Annotated in this window: 15 protein-coding genes; 8 read left to right on the top strand and 7 right to left on the bottom strand. The window is 68.4% G+C overall.

The features are described from left to right. Positions 1–16: 16 nt before the first annotated feature. Positions 17–880, bottom strand: coding sequence for a ParB N-terminal domain-containing protein (locus tag GTZ97_RS13620; protein WP_161651188.1), 864 nt, complete (start codon positions 878–880; stop codon positions 17–19). A gap of 76 nt (positions 881–956) precedes the next feature. Next, positions 957–2,054 (bottom strand): ABC transporter substrate-binding protein, encoded by a 1,098-nt coding sequence (locus GTZ97_RS13615; RefSeq protein WP_161651187.1) that lies wholly within the window; start codon positions 2,052–2,054, stop codon positions 957–959. Positions 2,055–2,247: 193 nt separating this feature from the next. On the opposite strand from GTZ97_RS13615, the gene GTZ97_RS13610 reads away from it, so the two are divergent. Further along, positions 2,248–4,146 (top strand): M48 family metallopeptidase, encoded by a 1,899-nt coding sequence (locus tag GTZ97_RS13610; RefSeq protein ID WP_161651186.1) that lies wholly within the window; start codon positions 2,248–2,250, stop codon positions 4,144–4,146. Between the two features lie 34 nt (positions 4,147–4,180). Here the strand turns inward: GTZ97_RS13610 and GTZ97_RS13605 are convergent, their stop codons facing one another. Next, complete coding sequence (locus GTZ97_RS13605; protein WP_161651185.1) at positions 4,181–5,521, bottom strand: lytic murein transglycosylase; 1,341 nt, start codon at positions 5,519–5,521, stop codon at positions 4,181–4,183. A 45-nt stretch (positions 5,522–5,566) separates the two neighbouring features. Here GTZ97_RS13605 and arfB point away from each other — a divergent pair, with 45 nt between their 5' ends. Then, on the top strand, positions 5,567–5,986 hold the full coding sequence (arfB, locus tag GTZ97_RS13600) for an alternative ribosome rescue aminoacyl-tRNA hydrolase ArfB (protein WP_407926743.1): 420 nt from the start codon (positions 5,567–5,569) through the stop codon (positions 5,984–5,986). A 17-nt stretch (positions 5,987–6,003) separates the two neighbouring features. Here the strand turns inward: arfB and GTZ97_RS13595 are convergent, their stop codons facing one another. Both GTZ97_RS13595 and GTZ97_RS13590 read right to left on the bottom strand, forming a co-directional pair. After that, positions 6,004–6,483, bottom strand: coding sequence for a DUF2892 domain-containing protein (locus GTZ97_RS13595; RefSeq protein WP_161651183.1), 480 nt, complete (start codon positions 6,481–6,483; stop codon positions 6,004–6,006). 12 nt (positions 6,484–6,495) lie between these two features. Further along, a complete protein-coding gene (locus tag GTZ97_RS13590; protein WP_201748292.1) occupies positions 6,496–6,969 on the bottom strand; it encodes a hypothetical protein in 474 nt (157 codons plus the stop codon). Between the two features lie 113 nt (positions 6,970–7,082). On the opposite strand from GTZ97_RS13590, the gene GTZ97_RS13585 reads away from it, so the two are divergent. Together GTZ97_RS13585 and GTZ97_RS13580 are read left to right on the top strand one after the other, a co-directional pair. Further along, positions 7,083–8,240 carry a pyridoxal phosphate-dependent aminotransferase gene (locus GTZ97_RS13585; protein WP_161651182.1) on the top strand — a complete coding sequence of 386 codons (1,158 nt, stop codon included), beginning with the start codon at positions 7,083–7,085 and terminating at the stop codon, positions 8,238–8,240. A 16-nt stretch (positions 8,241–8,256) separates the two neighbouring features. Next, positions 8,257–9,312 (top strand): putative solute-binding protein, encoded by a 1,056-nt coding sequence (locus GTZ97_RS13580; protein WP_161651181.1) that lies wholly within the window; start codon positions 8,257–8,259, stop codon positions 9,310–9,312. 1 nt (position 9,313) lies between these two features. Here GTZ97_RS13580 and GTZ97_RS13575 read toward each other — a convergent pair whose 3' ends face one another. Beyond that, on the bottom strand, positions 9,314–9,571 hold the full coding sequence (locus GTZ97_RS13575) for an acyl carrier protein (protein WP_161651180.1): 258 nt from the start codon (positions 9,569–9,571) through the stop codon (positions 9,314–9,316). Continuing rightward, complete coding sequence (locus tag GTZ97_RS13570; protein ID WP_161651179.1) at positions 9,555–10,034, bottom strand: holo-ACP synthase; 480 nt, start codon at positions 10,032–10,034, stop codon at positions 9,555–9,557. The genes GTZ97_RS13575 and GTZ97_RS13570 overlap by 17 nt, the downstream gene beginning before the upstream one ends. Before the next feature lie 249 nt (positions 10,035–10,283). Between GTZ97_RS13570 and GTZ97_RS13565 the strand changes: the two genes are divergently transcribed. From GTZ97_RS13565 to GTZ97_RS13550, 4 genes are read left to right on the top strand one after another with little or no spacing between them, the layout of a single operon-like run. After that, entirely contained in the window at positions 10,284–11,450 is a 1,167-nt protein-coding gene (locus GTZ97_RS13565; RefSeq protein WP_161651178.1) for an acyl-CoA dehydrogenase family protein, read from the top strand. A 2-nt stretch (positions 11,451–11,452) separates the two neighbouring features. Next, positions 11,453–12,373 (top strand): amino acid--[acyl-carrier-protein] ligase, encoded by a 921-nt coding sequence (locus GTZ97_RS13560; protein WP_161651177.1) that lies wholly within the window; start codon positions 11,453–11,455, stop codon positions 12,371–12,373. Continuing rightward, positions 12,370–14,235, top strand: a complete 1,866-nt coding sequence (locus GTZ97_RS13555; RefSeq protein ID WP_161651176.1) for an alpha/beta hydrolase — start codon at positions 12,370–12,372, stop codon at positions 14,233–14,235. The genes GTZ97_RS13560 and GTZ97_RS13555 overlap by 4 nt, the downstream gene beginning before the upstream one ends. Then, complete coding sequence (locus tag GTZ97_RS13550) at positions 14,232–15,413, top strand: DUF1972 domain-containing protein (protein ID WP_201748291.1); 1,182 nt, start codon at positions 14,232–14,234, stop codon at positions 15,411–15,413. Before GTZ97_RS13555 ends, GTZ97_RS13550 begins: the two co-directional genes overlap by 4 nt. Positions 15,414–15,432 lie beyond the last annotated feature (19 nt).

Below are 15,432 nucleotides of genomic sequence, written 5' to 3'. Positions count from 1 at the left end.
CTCTGCTCGGACGTCTTCAGACGCCCGCTTGCGCCTTCAACGCGGCCAGCTCGGCCCGCAAGGCTGCATTCTCCGCGCGTAGCGCCGCCACTTGCGCACGCAGGGTGAGCAGGTCATCGGCCGCCGAGGCTTCCGGCGCTGCTGTCTCGCCCGTCGCCCCGTCGGTATCCTGAGCCGGCGACGGCTTGCGCTTGACTTCGCGCACCCGCTTGGCGAGCTGCTTGAGTTCGTCCTTGCCGGCGATGGCGGCGGCCTTCTGCTCGTCGGCCGGCAGGGTGGCCACGGCCGCAGCCGCGTTGATGCTGATGGTGCCTTGTTTGACGGCCGCGACCAGCTCCGGCACCGCCTGGGTCTGGATCTTCTCGATCAGCACCACCTGGTTGGCGCTCAGCCGCGCGGCACGTGCAATGTCGGCGCGGCTCTTGAGCGGTGATGAGGTCGCGACAGATGCCACCTCATCGGGCCGCGTGGGTGCCAGCGGCTGGCCGTCGCTGGCGGTTTCGGATGCACGCGGCGCGGTCGGCTGCCCGTGCGTCTGGGTTTGCGTCTGAGCCTGCCGCTGCGCCAGGATCTCGCGCTTGCGCAGCGCCAGCACACCGCGCTGGAAATCCGACACGCTGCGCCGCCCCAGATGCTGGTCGATCATCCACAGGTGCACGTCGTCCATCGTCTTGAAGTGGGGGTGCTGCACCGTCTGGAACGGGATGCCGTGCTTCTGGCAGATGCCATAGCGGTTGTGTCCGTCGATCAGCAGGTCGCCCCACAGCACCAGCGCGTCGCGGCAGCCTTCAGCCAGCAGGCTGCGCTCCAGCGCGTCGTGTTCTTCCGGCGTGAGCGGGTCGATGTAGGCCTTGAGTTCTTCGCTGACGATGATGGACATGGCGCAGGCGGGCACGCCACGCGCGCGCCCCGATGGCAGGACAAGGGGCCGGATTGTAGGGGCCGGCCCCCGTGCCTCAGGGCATCACCCGCATCTGGCGCACGATGTCCAGTGTGAAGGCCTGCTGCCAGGGGGTGTCCGCCTTGAGCAGCCCTTCCTTGACCATGTAATCGCGGGTCGCCTTCCAGCGCGCCTCGGTCATGGTGCCCACGCCCTGCGTGGCCGCGTCACCGCTGTCGAGCACCTTCAGCGCCTTGAGCTGGCTGATGCCAAAGGCGATCTGCGCGTCGGTCATGTTGGGGTTGTCTTTCTTGATCAGCGCGTTGGCCGGTGCCGGGTCCTTGAGGTAGCTGACCCAGCCCTTCATCGACGCCTCCACAAAGCGCTTGACCACATCGGGCTTGGCCTTGAGCAATGCCTGGGTGGTGACGATGGAGGTGCCGTAAGGCGGGTAGCCGTCATCGGCAAACAGGAAGAAGCGCGTGGGCACACCGCGCTGCTGGGCCTGGAAGGGCTCCGACGAGGGGTAGGCCTGCTGCACCACATTGGTGTCAGCGAAAAAGGGCTGCAGGTTGAAGGTGTACGGGCGTGCCTGCGACTCGCTCAGGTCGTACTTGGCCTTGAGCCAGGGCCACCAGCTGGTGCGGTTGTTGTTGGCCACCAGGATGGTCTTGTTCTTCACATCGGCCAGCGACTTCACATCGGCATGCGTCAGCATGCCCTGCAGATCCTTCTGGAAGCTGGCGGCCACGGTGACAGCCGGCACGCCGCGCTCAATGCCTGAGAGCACTTGGAAGTCATACCCGATGATCAGATCAGCCGCGCCCGCGGCCAGCAGCTGCATGCCGTTGACCTGGGGGCCGCCCATCTTGATGGTCACGTCCAGCCCGGCCTGCTTGTACAGCCCTGTGGCCAGCGCCTGGTAGAAGCCGCCGTGCTCGGCCTGAGCGTACCAGCTTGTCAGAAAGGTCAGCTTCTCTAGAGGCTGGGCATGGACGGCGGCTGGCGCGGTACACAGCCCGGCAACGACGGCCGATGCGACGGCATGGGTGCCCGCCAGGCCGATGCGCGCCACGGCATGGCGCAAGCGGCCGACGACGGAGCGGGAGACGAGGCGCAGGGGGGGCAGAGAGAACAGGTGGCCGTCCGAGCGGCCAGGGTACGCAAGGTTCATGAGGGGCTCGCTGATGTCAACACACGATCCGGCCACGCCAGGGCGCAGCCACCGCATGGAGCAATTCCCCGCGTGGGCTGGCGGCAACCGTCAGATGCACCACGCTGAACGCTTCTACTCCGTCGGAGTCGTTGACGCAAGGTACGTGCCAAGCCGGCTAAACTGGGTGCAAAACAGAGTCGGGAGGGAAAAGATGAACGAAGAGCGGTTCCAACTGATGGTCGCGCGCCTTGAGCGCGAGAGTGCCCGGTCTCAAGCGGCTTACCAATTCAAGGTGGCGATGCTGGCGCTGCTGGGATTCGGGGTACTGTTGCTGGTCATGGGCCTGGCTGGCCTGGGCATCTTCTTGGTCGTGGGGCTGCTGCTTGTGATGGTCAAGGGCGGCGCTGCGGTGTTGCTGCTGGCCAAGTTCGGCAAGGCGCTGGTGCTGCTGGCTGTCCCGCTCTGGTATCTGATCAAGTCGTCATTCCGCGCACTGCTGGTGAGGCTTCCTGCACCGCAAGGCGTAGAGCTGACACGGCAGCAGGCGCCGGAGTTGTTTGCAGCGATGGACGACATGCGGCGCCGCATGCGGGGGCCGCGCTTCCACCATGTGCTGCTGGTGGACGATGTCAATGCAGCGGTGGTGCAGCGCCCGCTGCTGGGGCTTTTCGGGCTGCCGCGCAACTACCTGCTGCTGGGCCTGCCCTTGCTGGAGAGCATGAGCCCAGAGGAAGCGCTGGCCGTGGTGGCTCACGAGTACGGCCATCTGGCGGGGTCACACGGGCGTTTTGGCGCGTTCATTTATCGGCTGCGACTTACATGGGCCACGATCGCCGCCTATGCCGACCAGTGGGAAGGGTGGGTCGGCAAGGTGCTGCGTCGCCTGGTGCAATGGTATGCACCCTACTTCAATGCCTACACTTTTGTGCTGGCCCGCGCTCAGGAGTACCAGGCAGACCGGGCATCGGCGGAGCTCGTCGGGCCGGCTGTCGTGTCGCATGCACTCAAGCGCGTGAACCTGGCAGGCCCACACTATCAGCAGTTCATCGGGCAGACGTTCGACCGGATCGCGCAGCTGCCCGCCCCTCCGCAGGACTTGGCCATGGGCTGGGCCGCAGCGGCGGACACCGTGACGGAAGCCGATGGCCGACGGTGGCTCGATGAGGCTCTGGACCGTCCGCCACAGGCGCTGGACACCCATCCTACGCTGCGAGCGCGCCTGGCGGCCCTGGCCTTGTCGGGGGACGACATGGCGGCCATGCCGCCCGCTCGGGTGGGCGAATCCGCAGCGGTGCGCTGGCTAGGCAGCCTGTTGCCGGCCATGCGCGCGCGCTTTCAGGGTGAATGGGCGGAGCGCGTCGCCGAGCCGTGGGCACAGCGCCATCGCGAGATCCAGGCGAACCGCGCCCGTCTTGCGCAGCTGCGACAGATGGCGGAAACCGACCCACTCGGGTGGGACGACCAGTACGAGCTTCTGCGGTTGCAGGTGCAGCTCGAGCCCGATGTCGACAGCCTGACATCCGTGGTCGACCTCAATGCGGCGCACCCGGACCGGCCGGCCGCCTTGTACCTGGAGGCTTGCTTGCGTCTGGACCGCGGAGACGAGGTCGGGTTGGCGCTGCTGGAGCGCGTCATGGCCCTGGATGCCGAGTCGACGAAGCCCTGCTGTGAGCGGGCGCACGCCTACCTGTCGGCACACGGGGACGAGGCGCGCGCGCAGACTTACGCGCAGCGTTGGCAGGCACGCCATGCCTTTGAGGAGGAGCGTGCTGCCCAGCTCAACAGGCTGGACCCGACGCATCCGCTGGAGGCGCCGCAGCTCGACAGCGAGACGGCAGCGCAGTTGCGTGCGCTGCTTCAGAAGCTGGACCGCAAGGGCGTTCGCCGGCTTTATCTGGCGCGTCGCGTGATCCCGGCCGACCCCACGGCGCAAACGTATGTCCTGGGTGTGACGCTCACCTGGTGGGCGCAGCGGCGGGGCCAGCAGAGCGCCATCCTGCAGCGACTCGCTGAGCAGCCCTGGCCCCTCCCCCTGTTCGTGTGTTCGCTGACCGGCAGCAACAAGCCGATTGCCAAGTCGCTCAAGCGTTTGCAGAACGTCGAGGTGTGAGCCCCGCTTCCGCGGGTGCCGCCATCTCCATGCCTCACGGCGTCATGGCCCGCTCCAGCAAGGTCGCGGTGGCGAAGCCGTCCGCCGGCAGGCCCACGCTGCGCTGAAATGCGCGCACGGCCGAGCGTGTGGCCGGGCCCATCACGCCATCGGCGGCACCCGGGTTGAGGCCGCGCCGCGCCAGCGCGGTCTGCAGGGCCTGCACCTCGCTGCGGCTCAGCGGCCGCTGGTCGCGGGGCCATGGGGCCGAGATGGGCCCACCGCCTGCGATGCGGTGCGCCAGATGGCACACGCCCAAAGCGTAGCTGGTGGCGTTGTTGTAGCGCAGCACGGCGCGAAAGTTGGCGCCTGCGAGGAATGCGGGTCCATGCACGCCGGCAGGCTGCAGGATGGCGGCGTCGGCCATGTCGGGAAGCCTGTCGCCAGTGACGCTGCGGACGCCTTCTTGCGCCCATTGCGATGTGGCTTGCCGGACGGCCGGGTCAGCCCGCTCCGGGTCGAAGCCGGGCGGCAGCACGACTTCGTGCGCACAGGGCTCGCCCGACCGCCAGCCGGCCTTGTGCAAGTAGTTGGCGGTGGAGGCCAGCACGTCGGCCATGCTGCGCCAGATGTCGCGGCGACCGTCGCCATCGGCGTCCACGGCGTGGGCCATGAAAGACGACGGCATGAACTGCGTCTGGCCCATGGCGCCCGCCCACGAGCCGATCATGTGGGCTCGGTCGATGTGGCCCTGGTCGATGATGCGCAGGGCGGTCAGCAACTCCTGGCGTGCCCAGGCTTCGCGCCGGCCTTCGAAGGCCAGCGTGGCCAGGGCATCCACCACGGGCACATCGCCGTAGTTGCTGCCGTAGTTGCTCTCCATGCCCCACACGGCCATCAGCACGGCCACCGGCACCCCATAGCGTGCGCTCGCGGCATCGGCCTCGCGCTGCACCTGGGCCAGCCGCGCCTGGCCGTTGGCCACCCGCGTGGGCGAGACGGCAGTGTCGAGGTAATCCCAGATGGCGCGCGTGAACTCGGCCTGGTTGCGGTCGAGCTCGATGGTGCGCGGGCGCAGCTGGGCCGGGTCCAGCGCGGCTTGCAGCGTGGCTTCGCGGATGCCGGCCGCGCGGGCCTCGGCGCGGAAGGCTGCCAGCCAGGCGGCGAAGCGGGCGGCCTCGTCGGATGGTGCCGCCGCGTGTGGCACGACGGCAGCTGGCGGGGCCGCAGGCTCGGCGGACGCTTGAGCATGGGGTTGCGCGTGAGGTGCCGTGGTCTTGGGCGACGCGGGTTCGGGTGGCTGGGGCGAGGTGGCACAGCCAGCCAGCGCGGCGGCCAGCACCACGGCCAGCCCGGTGCGATGGGCAAGGGGGCGCGTGTTGAAGTGGGCGTTCATTCCGAAAGCATGCCACGCCCGTCATACCGCACGAAATCTGGTGAAATGACCGGCATGTCCTGGACTGTCCACCCACGCGAGATCTCGTTTACGGCCGTGCGCGCGCAGGGGCCGGGCGGGCAGCATGTCAACAAGGTCTCCAGCGCGGTGCACCTGCGCTTCGACATTGCAGGCTCCTCCCTGCCCGAGCGCATCAAGGCTCGCTTGCTGGCCAGCCACGACCAGCGCATCACCAAAGACGGTGTGGTGGTGATCAAGGCGCAGTCATCGCGCAGCCGCGACCAGAACAAGGTCGAAGCGGTAGCGCGTTTGCATGAGCTCATTGCCGAGGCCGCGCACGAGCACCCCTTGCGCCGACCGACGCGGCCCACGCTGGCCTCGCAGCAGCGCCGCTTGAGCGGCAAGCAGGCCCGGGCTGGCGTCAAGGCGAATCGGGGCCGGCTGCGGGGTCAGGACGTGACTTGACGTGTACCGCCCAGCGCTCAGGCGTCCACTGCCCGAAGCGCCGCCCGCACGCGTGTGCCACCATCGGCCTGATCGGGCGTCGGCAGCTCATCGAAGTCGCCGCGCAGGGCCTTGAGTGCGTACCGCTCGCGCTCAATCTCGGCGGCCGTGCGCACGCCCAGCCGCCGCAGCACCGGCAACGGGGGGCACCAGCCCTGCAATGCGTGCTGCAGCAGGAAGCCGAAGACGCCGGCTGACAACAGCAGAAAGCGCGGGTGGACGCGCCGGCCCAGCAGCACGCCGGTCAGCGCGAGCGTGGCGGCGTTCGCTTGCAGCACGCGTTCGATGTCCCACTCCCGGTCGAGCAGGGCGATGCGCTGGGTAAGTTCTGCCGGCGAGGCGCGCTCCATCTGGGCCACCGCGGCATCGGTTCGCGCACGGATCTGGGCATTGACGTCGATCGAGGTGTGCCGGGCGACGCGGGTGATGGTCGGGGGAAGGTGTCGGCTGTTCAGCATGGCGGGCCTCCATCAGTGCAGGTCTGCGTGGCGCAGGGGGTTGGGCATCTCGGCGGTGCCAGCGCGCTCGGCGTCCGCCGAGGCCTGTCCCATCTGGTCAAAATCGCCCCGAAGCGCCTTGACGGCGTGGCGCTCGCGGGCAACTTCAGACGCCGTACGCACACCCAGCCGGCGAAACAGCGGCATCAACGGGTAGCGGCCCGTGAGCGCGTGCGTCAGCATGGCCGCAGCGACCAGGGCTGGAACGGCCAGCAGACGGCGATCCAGCGCCAACCCAAGGGCCAAGCCGACCAGGCCCATGGTGGCGGCCTCGGTTTCCAGCACGCGGTCGGTGTCCCACTCGTGGGCCAGCTCGCCCAGCCTGCGTGCGGACTGTTCCGGCGGCGCGTCGGCCAACGCGCGCAGATGGCTCTCGGTGTCGGCATCCAGGCGCCGAAGCACGTCTTGCGCGGTGTGCTGGCGGATGCGGTCGTGGTGGCTCGACATGGCGGCTCCTTTTCTGGCAAGAAGGTCCCGCGCACCAGCAAACGGCGCGCCCGTGCGGCCTGTTGCGTTTGCTGACAGAAATGGCGCCAGCCCAGCCGCTATGCTTGCGACCCATGCCTTCGTACCCCCGCCCTTTGCCATCCCGCCTGCCTGAGGTCGGCACCACCATCTTCACGGTGATGTCGGCGCTGGCGCAGCAGCATGGGGCGATCAACCTGTCGCAGGGCTTCCCGGATTTCGATGCGCCGGGCGAACTGATCGACCTGCTCGCGCAAGCGGCGCGTGGCGGCCACAATCAGTACGCGCCCATGGGCGGGGTGCCCGTGTTGCGCGAAGCGATCGCCGCCAAGGTGCAGGCGCTGTATGGCGCGAGCTATGACGCGGCCGACGAGATCACCGTGACAGCCGGTGCCACCCAGGCGCTGTTTACGGCCATTGCTGCGCTGGTGCGGCCGGGCGACGAGGTCATTGCCTTCACGCCGGTCTACGACAGCTACGCGCCGTCAGTCGCGCTGCAGGGCGGGCGCATGGTGTATGCCGATCTGGCGCCGCCGGCCTACCGGCCAGACTGGGAGGCGGTGCGCGCGCTGATCACACCGCGCACGCGCATGGTCATCATCAACACCCCTCACAACCCCAGCGGGGCAGTGTGGACGCCGGATGACATGACCGCCCTGGCCGAGCTGGTGCGCGACACGGACATCATCGTGCTCAGCGACGAGGTCTACGAGCACATGGTGTTCGATGGCGGGCGCCATGAAAGCGTCATGCGCCATCCGGCGCTGGCCGAGCGCGCCGTGGTGGTCTCCAGCTTTGGCAAGACCTATCACATCACCGGCTGGAAGATCGGCTACGCGCTCGCACCGCGCGAGCTGATGGCCGAGTTCCGCAAGGTGCACCAGTTCAATGTGTTCACGGTGCACACGCCCTCTCAGGTGGCGCTGGCGACATTCATGGCCCGTCCCGGCTGGTACGAGCAGCTGCGCGCGCTGTATCAGGGCAAGCGCGACATTTTCCGGCAGGCCCTGGCCAGTTCACGGTTCGAGTTGCTGCCGTGTCAGGGCACCTATTTTCAGTGCGTGAAGTACGCAGCCATCAGCGACGAAGGCGACCGGGCCTTTGTCGAGCGGCTCATTCGTGAGCACGGTGTGGCGGCGATCCCGGTGTCTGCGTTGTACCCCAACGGGGATGACCACCGTGTCATCCGATTCTGCTTCGCCAAGTCGGCCACCACGCTGGAGCAGGCGCTGGAGCGGCTGACCCGGCTCTGATCACGGGAGGGCCGCCATGCGCGGGTTCCGCCATTTGCTGGTTGCTGCGATGGGCCTGGTGCCCTTGGCCAGCCAGGCCAGTCCATCACCCACGCCGGTGTTCTGTGCGTTCGATTTTCTGGGGGCCTCGGGTGACCTCTTCGGCATGGTGCGCGACTACGCGCTGGCCATGCAGCGCCACGGCGTCGAGCTGCAGTTGCGGGCCTTCAACGACGAAGCGGCTGCCGTGACGGCCTATCAGCAGGGGCGATGCGATGCGGTGATGGCCACGGCTTTCCGCACGCGGGCGTTCAACGCTGCGGCGGCTTCGATCGATTCGCTGGGAGCCACCACGGTGGTGCGCAATGGCAAGGTCGATGTGCCGGCCACCTACGAGGTGTTCCGCAAACTGGTGCAGACCTACGCGGCGCCCTCGCCCGCTGTCACGCGCCTGATGGTGAGCGGCCAGCACGAGGTGGCCGGCATCATTCCGGTGGGAGCGGCTTACCCGTTCGTCAATGACCGTCGGCTCAACACAGTCGAGTCGCTGGCCAGCAAACGGATTGCGGCATTCGATTACGACCCTGCGCAGGCCGCGATGATCCAGCGCATCGGCGGCCGGCCGGTGGCAGCCGACATTGGCACCTTCCACCACTTGTTCAACCGCGGTGCGGTGGACATGATGGCGGCGCCCACGATGGCCTACAAGCCGCTGGAGCTCGAGCGTGGGCTTGGCACCAAGGGTGGCATCGTGCGCTTTCCGCTGATGATCGTGTCCTACCAGCTGGTGCTCAACCGCAGTCGATTTCCCCCCGATTTTGGCCACCAATCGCGCGCCTACTGGGTGACGCAGTTCGACCGTGCGCGCCAGCTCATCCATCGCGCCGACGCGTCGGTACCGCCGCAGACCTGGGTCGACATCGACGCGGCCGAGGCGGTGCGCTACACACAGTTGCTGCGCGATGCGCGCATTGATCTGGCGCGCCAGGGCTTGTACGACCAGCGGGGGCTGAAGGTGCTCAAGCGCATCCGATGCCATGTACACGCAGGCGACCCCGACTGCGCGACGCGCTCGGAAGAAGTCTGGGAGTAGTTCAGCGGCCGACGAGTTGGGCCAGCGCCTGCGCGATCTGGGCGATGGACTGAAAGGTCTGGCGCGTCAGCATCTCGTCCGGAAATTCGGCGTCGAACCGCGCCTCCAGCGCGAGCATCACATTGACACTGGCATGCGAGCTCATGCCAGCGTCGTACAGGCTGGCTTCGGGCGGCAGCGTCGACGCATCGACGGCCAGCTTGCCGTGGGCCTGCAGCACCTCGCGGATGGCGCCATGGAAATCACTTGCTTGTGGCATGGAATGAGTCGGTCGGTTCGGATGTCGGCCATGGGCGGGCCAGCACCACGGCAATGGCGAAACCCGCATCATGACTGAGGCTGAGCGACGCGGGCTGCCACCCCCGCATCCTGGCGGTCTCCGCGGCGCGGCCGTGCAACAGCAAGGTGGGCGCGCCGTCGGGCGCGCGATGCACCTCGATGTCGCGTAGGTTCACACCGCTGTCACACAGATCGAGGGCCTTGAGGGCCGCTTCCTTGGCGGCCCAGCGGGCGGCCAGTGCGTCAGCGTCGTGGGGGGGCGGCCGCGCAGCCGCATCGCGCTGCTCCTGCGCGGTGTAGATGCGATCGACGTAGCGCCGATCGAACTGTGCCAAAGCCTCGCGCACGGTCGCCACGTTGGCGAGGTCGACGCCCACACGCCATCCTGTTGGTGGCGTGACATGCGGTGCGTTGAGCGATGGTCGATGGGTGTCAGGCGGCATGAATTGCATATGAGTTGCAGAGGCGCAAGCGGACTGGGATGTCCGTGGCGGGTTGATCCCCCGCATTTGCGTAGCCCAAACGCGGGGGGCCAAATGGCTGATGTGTCACCACTGCGCAAGCGGTGAAAGCTATAGTCAATTGGTCGTATCCCTTGGCTGCGATCCTTCCCCCAACTGCTCTTTTGATGCGCGTGTGCTGCTTGGCTCGGGGCACATGCTGACCACACGATGACTGCGAACCCTCCGATCATGCACGACGCATGCGAGCCATTGGCACAGACCGTGCGCGAGATTGCCCGCACGGTGGCTGCAGCCACCGCTGATGCGGTGGACACCGAAGCCCGATTTCCCCAAGAGACGTTTGCGGCCTTGCGTGCGGCACGCGTGCTGTCTGCCGGCGTGCCGGTCGAGTGGGGCGGCGCTGGCCTGAACCTGCGGCAGCAGGCCGAGTTGTGCGCCGAACTGGGGGCAGCCTGCGGTGCCAGTGGCATGGTGCTGGCCATGCACTTCAACCAGCTGGCCTGTCTGGTGCGCCATGCGCAAGGGTCGGTTTTCGCGGGCCGCTTCCTGCAAGAGGTGGCCGCCAACGAGTGGCTGCTGGCGTCGATGACCTCTGAAGAGGGCACGTTCGGCGATACGCGCAGCAGCATCTGCGCCGTCACGATCGCGGGTGAGCGTTTCGCGCTCGACAAGCACGCGACCACGGGTTCGTATTGCGCGCATGCCGACGCCATTCTCGTGACCTGTCGGCGCCATCCCGACGCCGCGGCCAACGATCAGGCCTTGGTGGTGGTGCGCCGCAGCGATGCGCAACTGGAACAGGAGGGCGACTGGGACACGCTGGGCATGCGCGGCACCTGCAGCCCCGGCTTCGTGCTGCGTTCTCAGGGCGCCGCCGAGCAGGTGTTGCCGGTGCCGTTTGCCGACATCGCGGCCGAGTCCATGGTGCCGTATTCGCATGTGCTGTGGGCCGCGTTGTGGTGGGGCATTGCACGTGGCGCCGTGTCGCGCGCCGCCACATTCGTGCGCGCTGCCGCTCGCAAACAGCCGGGCGTGCAGCTGCCCAGCGCGCGCCGTCTGGCCGAGGTGCTGGTGACGCAAGAGGCGCTGGCCGCGCACTGGCGCAGCGTGGCCGACGAGGTCGATGCGCTGGAAGCGCAGCCCGAGGGCCGGCAGGCGCTGCATGGCATGCGTTGGGCGCTGCGGTTCAACAACCTCAAGATCGGCGCCTCGACCCAGGCCCAGGCCATCGTCCACGATGCGGTTCAGATCGTCGGCATTGCCGGCTACAAGAACCGCTCGCCTTACAGCCTCGGTCGGCATTACCGCGATGTGTTGTCGGCGTCGATGATGATTGCCAACGAGCGCATTCTCGGCAAGAACGCCGACATGCTGGCTGTCCTCAAGGAGCTGTGAGCATGGCCGGTGATGCGATGCAGGCCCTGCACGAGGGGCTGGTGGGCCATGGGCTGATCGTGCCCACGGGGGTGCCCGGTGTCTTTGGTCGGGGCGAGCGCTTCGAGCAGGTGATGGACGCGCTGACCACCTTCATCACCCGCAGCGCGCGGGGCGACGGTGCGGTGGTGGTGAACCACCCGCCGGTGATGAGCCGGGCCGTGCTGCAGAAGGTGCGCTACCTGGATGGTTTCCCGCACCTGTGTGGCTCGGTCCACAGCTTCATGGGCAATGGGCTGGCGGCTTTGCGGTTTGCCGAAGCGGCCGCCGCCGGCGAGCCGTGGGCGCCTCACCTGGAGCAGACCGAGGTGGTGCTCAGCCCATCGGCCTGTTATGGCGTCTATCCCATGTTCACCGGCACGCTGCCCGACAGCGGGCGACTGGTGACCATCTACAACTGGGTGTTTCGCCACGAGCCTTCGCCCGAGCCCACGCGGCTGATGTCGTTTCGCATGCGCGAGTATGTCAAGCTGGGCGACCCCGATGCCATCCTCGCCTGGCGGGAGATGTGGCTGGCGCGCGGTCATCAGATGCTGCGCCAGCTGGGGCTGCCGGTCACCGAAGAGGTGGCGTCCGACCCGTTTTTCGGGCGCGGCGGCAAGGTCATGGCGGCGTCCCAGCGCGATCAAAAGTTGAAGTTCGAGCTGGTGGTGCCGGTGTGGTCTACCGACCAGCCCACCGCTCTGTGCTCCTTTAACTACCACCAGGACAAGTTTGGCCAGGCCTTTGACATCCGGCTGCCAGACGGGCGGGTGGCGCACTCGGCGTGCGTGGGCTTCGGCATGGAGCGCCTGGCGATGGCGCTGTTCCGTCACCACGGCTTCGTCCCCTCGGGTTGGCCGGCCGACCTTCAGGCCCTTCTGTGGCCGGGGGCGCCGGCATGAGCGCCGGTGCCAAACGCGCTGGTGTGGAACGACCTGGCGGGCCCGTGTGTGTGAGCGCCGGCTACTTCGGGCCGGCTGACACGCCACTGTTCGCGCACCTGCACCGCCCGGCGGTCGAGGCGTGGTCGGGCCGCGCGGTGGTCTTGTGCCCACCCTTCGGGTATGAGGCCATGTCCAGCCATCGCCTGTTCCGTGAGCTGGCTGATGCGCTGGCTGAAGCCGGGCACGTGTGTCTGCGCTTTGATCCCCCGGGGACGGGCGACTCGGCCGATCCACCTGGGCACGACGGTGGTGCCGCCATGGCCGCCTGGCCAGCGGCCATCGTGTCGGCCATGGACCACCTGCAGATGGTGTTGGGCGGCGCGGCCATCGTGCTCGTGGGGTTGAGGCTGGGGGCGCTGATGGCGGCCCAGGCTGCGCAGGGCCGGTCGGACGTGCTCGGATGGGTGGCCATGGCCCCCGTGCTGCGCGGGCGCCAGATGGTGCGCGAATGCAAGGCACTGGGGCTGGCAACACAAGCCCGCACCGGGCTGGGCGCTGCGGGCGCGCCGGCGGGCGCCATCGAGGCAGGTGGCTTCCGGCTGAGCGCCAACGACGTGGCCGCGCTGTCGGCACTGGCCTTGCCGGATCTCGCCCGCCCGGCCCCGCATGGTCTGGTGCTGGCGCGTCCGGACCAGACAGACGCCGTGCAGTCCTTGCCCTGGTTCGACGGCCACAACAGCGAGGCCTGGTCGATCCAGCCCTTTGAGGGTTATGACGCGCTGATGCAGGTGCCCCACTTTGCGCAGGTGCCCGCGCAGGCGGTGGCAGCCGTGTGTGCCTGGGTGGGCCGCCTGCCGGTCGCGCCGAAGGCCACACCCGCGGGTGAGATGCTGCGGGGAGCTGTGCGGCTGTCGGGTGGCGACGTGGTGGAACACGCCGTGGCCGTGCCGGCCGGCGGCATCGCGCTGCGCGGCGTGCTGACCTTGCCTACACAAGGCATGCCCGATCGTGCCGTGGTCATGATCAACACGGGCGCCGAACACCGCGTGGGCAGCAACCGCATGTACGTGGGCTGGGCGCGGCATTGGGCGCGGCGGGGCTGCGCGGCGCTGCGTGTTGATCTTTCCGGCCTGGGCAACAGCCCGCCACACCGGCGTGGCCACGCCAACCATGTGCACAACGCCTACGCGGTGGAAGACCTGCGCGCCATCTGCGTGTGGCTGCGCCAGCAACATGGCATCCCGACACTGCATCTTGTCGGGCTGTGCTCTGGCGCGTTTCATGCATTCACGGCGGCGGTGGAAGACGTGCCCTTTCAGTCCGTCACGCCGATCAACCAGATGGTGTACTTCTGGCAGGACAAGATGCCTTTGCTCGGCGAAGCCCGTGACGCCGTGGCCGTCGCGGTGGCGGCCGGTGCAGGCCGTGCGCTGCGCGACCCGGCGCGGTGGCGCAAGCTGATGCGCGGTGAAGTACGCGTGGGGTTGATCCTGGGTGCGGTGGCGCGCCGCGGCTGGCAGCGCGCGGTCGCCCTGGGGCGGTCGCTGCTGCGCGCGACGGGCTGGCCGTTGACGAACGACCTGCCCACGGTGCTGCGACAGCTTGCAGCGCGTGGCACCCGTGTGCACTGGGTGTTCTCGGCCGGCGAGCCAGGTCTGGTGATGCTGCGCGAGCAAGGCGGCCGTGCCCTGCGCCAGGCGCAGACCCGCGGCCACGTCGGGGTGACCGTGCTGCCCGAGACGGACCACACCTTCACGCAGCAGGCCATGCAGCAGCGCCTGTTCGATGCGGTGGATGCCGCGCTGGCATTGGATGTCCACAGTCCTGCCGGCGGTCGCGTGTCCGCGGCTTCAGGAGCCAGCACCCGGGAGGCCGCATGAGCGCCGCACACCGCCGCACCCCGCACGTGGCCATCCTCGGCATCCGCGGGCTGCCTGCCGCCCACGGCGGCTTCGAGAGCTTTGCCGAGCGCCTGGCTCCCCACCTGGTCGAGCAGGGCTGGCGCGTCACCGTGTACTGCCAGGAGGGCGGTCAGGGCCCGCGGCGACGCAGCCACTGGCAGGGCGTGCAGCGCGTGCACATCCGCGTAGGGGACGACACCCCCGTGGCCAGCATGCGCTTTGACTGGCATGCGATCACCGAAACCGTGCGCGATCGCCCGGATGTGGCGCTGGTGCTGGGCTACAACACGGCGGCCTTCACGGCGCGCCTGCGCCTGGCCGGGATCCCGACGCTGATCAACATGGACGGCATTGAGTGGAGCCGCGCCAAGTGGGGCCCCGCTGCCAAGGCCTGGCTGTATCTGAACGAGCGCATGGGCTGCTGGCTGGGCCACCATCTGGTGGCCGATCACCCCCACATCGCCCGCCACCTGGCCACACGCGTGTCGCCCCGCAAGATCGCGACCATTCCGTATGGGGGCGAGCTGATCGAGCGGGCCGATGTGCGTCATCTGGAACGGCTGGGCCTGGCGCCGGGGGAGTACCTCACGCTGATCGCTCGGCCCGAGCCGGAGAACTCGGTGCTGGAAGTGGTGCGGGCCTACTCGGCCCGGCCGCGCCCGCACCCGCTGGTGGTGCTGGGGCATTACGCGCCAGACGCCTCGCCCTTTCACCGCGCGGTGCTGCAGGCGGCCAGCCCGGATGTGCGCTTTGTCGGGGCCATCTATGACGCCGCAGTGGTGCAGGCGCTGCGCCGACACTGCCGCCTGTATGTGCATGGTCACCGCGTGGGTGGCACCAATCCGTCGCTGCTTGAGGCCATGGGCGCGGGCAATGCCGTGCTGGCCCACGATAATCCCTTCAACCGGTGGGTGGCCGGGGCCGGGGCGGTGTATTTCCGCGACCGCGCAGGTTGCGAGCGTCTGTTCGATCAGATGGCCCAGATCGACTGGGCTGCGATGGGGCGGGCCAACCAGGCGCGCGTGCGCGAGGTATTCGACTGGCAGCAGGTGCTGGGCAGCTACACGGACACGCTGCAGGCCATGGCGCGCCGCGAGCGTGCCCCGGCCGGCGAGCGGGTGGGCCATCCAGACTGGCGTCGGCACACCGTGTCATGAGGAGCAGGGAAGGCATGAA

Source organism: Aquabacterium fontiphilum (genome assembly GCF_009909205.1).
GTDB classification, from domain to species: domain Bacteria; phylum Pseudomonadota; class Gammaproteobacteria; order Burkholderiales; family Burkholderiaceae_C; genus Aquabacterium; species Aquabacterium fontiphilum.
The sequence above is the reverse complement of the archived record's forward strand: the minus strand, read 5'-3'. Positions and strand labels throughout refer to the sequence as shown.

Bases quoted from the DNA above. Each gene is read 5' to 3' on its own strand.
- GTZ97_RS13620 (WP_161651188.1), bottom strand. From the start codon at position 880: ATGTCCATCATCGTCAGCGAAGAACTCAAGGCCTACATCGACCCGCTC.
- GTZ97_RS13615 (WP_161651187.1), bottom strand. From the start codon at position 2,054: ATGAACCTTGCGTACCCTGGCCGCTCGGACGGCCACCTGTTCTCTCTG.
- GTZ97_RS13610 (WP_161651186.1), top strand. From the start codon at position 2,248: ATGAACGAAGAGCGGTTCCAACTGATGGTCGCGCGCCTTGAGCGCGAG.
- GTZ97_RS13605 (WP_161651185.1), bottom strand. From the start codon at position 5,521: ATGAACGCCCACTTCAACACGCGCCCCCTTGCCCATCGCACCGGGCTG.
- arfB (WP_407926743.1), top strand. From the start codon at position 5,567: ATGACCGGCATGTCCTGGACTGTCCACCCACGCGAGATCTCGTTTACG.
- GTZ97_RS13595 (WP_161651183.1), bottom strand. From the start codon at position 6,483: ATGCTGAACAGCCGACACCTTCCCCCGACCATCACCCGCGTCGCCCGG.
- GTZ97_RS13590 (WP_201748292.1), bottom strand. From the start codon at position 6,969: ATGTCGAGCCACCACGACCGCATCCGCCAGCACACCGCGCAAGACGTG.
- GTZ97_RS13585 (WP_161651182.1), top strand. From the start codon at position 7,083: ATGCCTTCGTACCCCCGCCCTTTGCCATCCCGCCTGCCTGAGGTCGGC.
- GTZ97_RS13580 (WP_161651181.1), top strand. From the start codon at position 8,257: ATGCGCGGGTTCCGCCATTTGCTGGTTGCTGCGATGGGCCTGGTGCCC.
- GTZ97_RS13575 (WP_161651180.1), bottom strand. From the start codon at position 9,571: ATGCCACAAGCAAGTGATTTCCATGGCGCCATCCGCGAGGTGCTGCAG.
- GTZ97_RS13570 (WP_161651179.1), bottom strand. From the start codon at position 10,034: ATGCCGCCTGACACCCATCGACCATCGCTCAACGCACCGCATGTCACG.
- GTZ97_RS13565 (WP_161651178.1), top strand. From the start codon at position 10,284: ATGCACGACGCATGCGAGCCATTGGCACAGACCGTGCGCGAGATTGCC.
- GTZ97_RS13560 (WP_161651177.1), top strand. From the start codon at position 11,453: ATGGCCGGTGATGCGATGCAGGCCCTGCACGAGGGGCTGGTGGGCCAT.
- GTZ97_RS13555 (WP_161651176.1), top strand. From the start codon at position 12,370: ATGAGCGCCGGTGCCAAACGCGCTGGTGTGGAACGACCTGGCGGGCCC.
- GTZ97_RS13550 (WP_201748291.1), top strand. From the start codon at position 14,232: ATGAGCGCCGCACACCGCCGCACCCCGCACGTGGCCATCCTCGGCATC.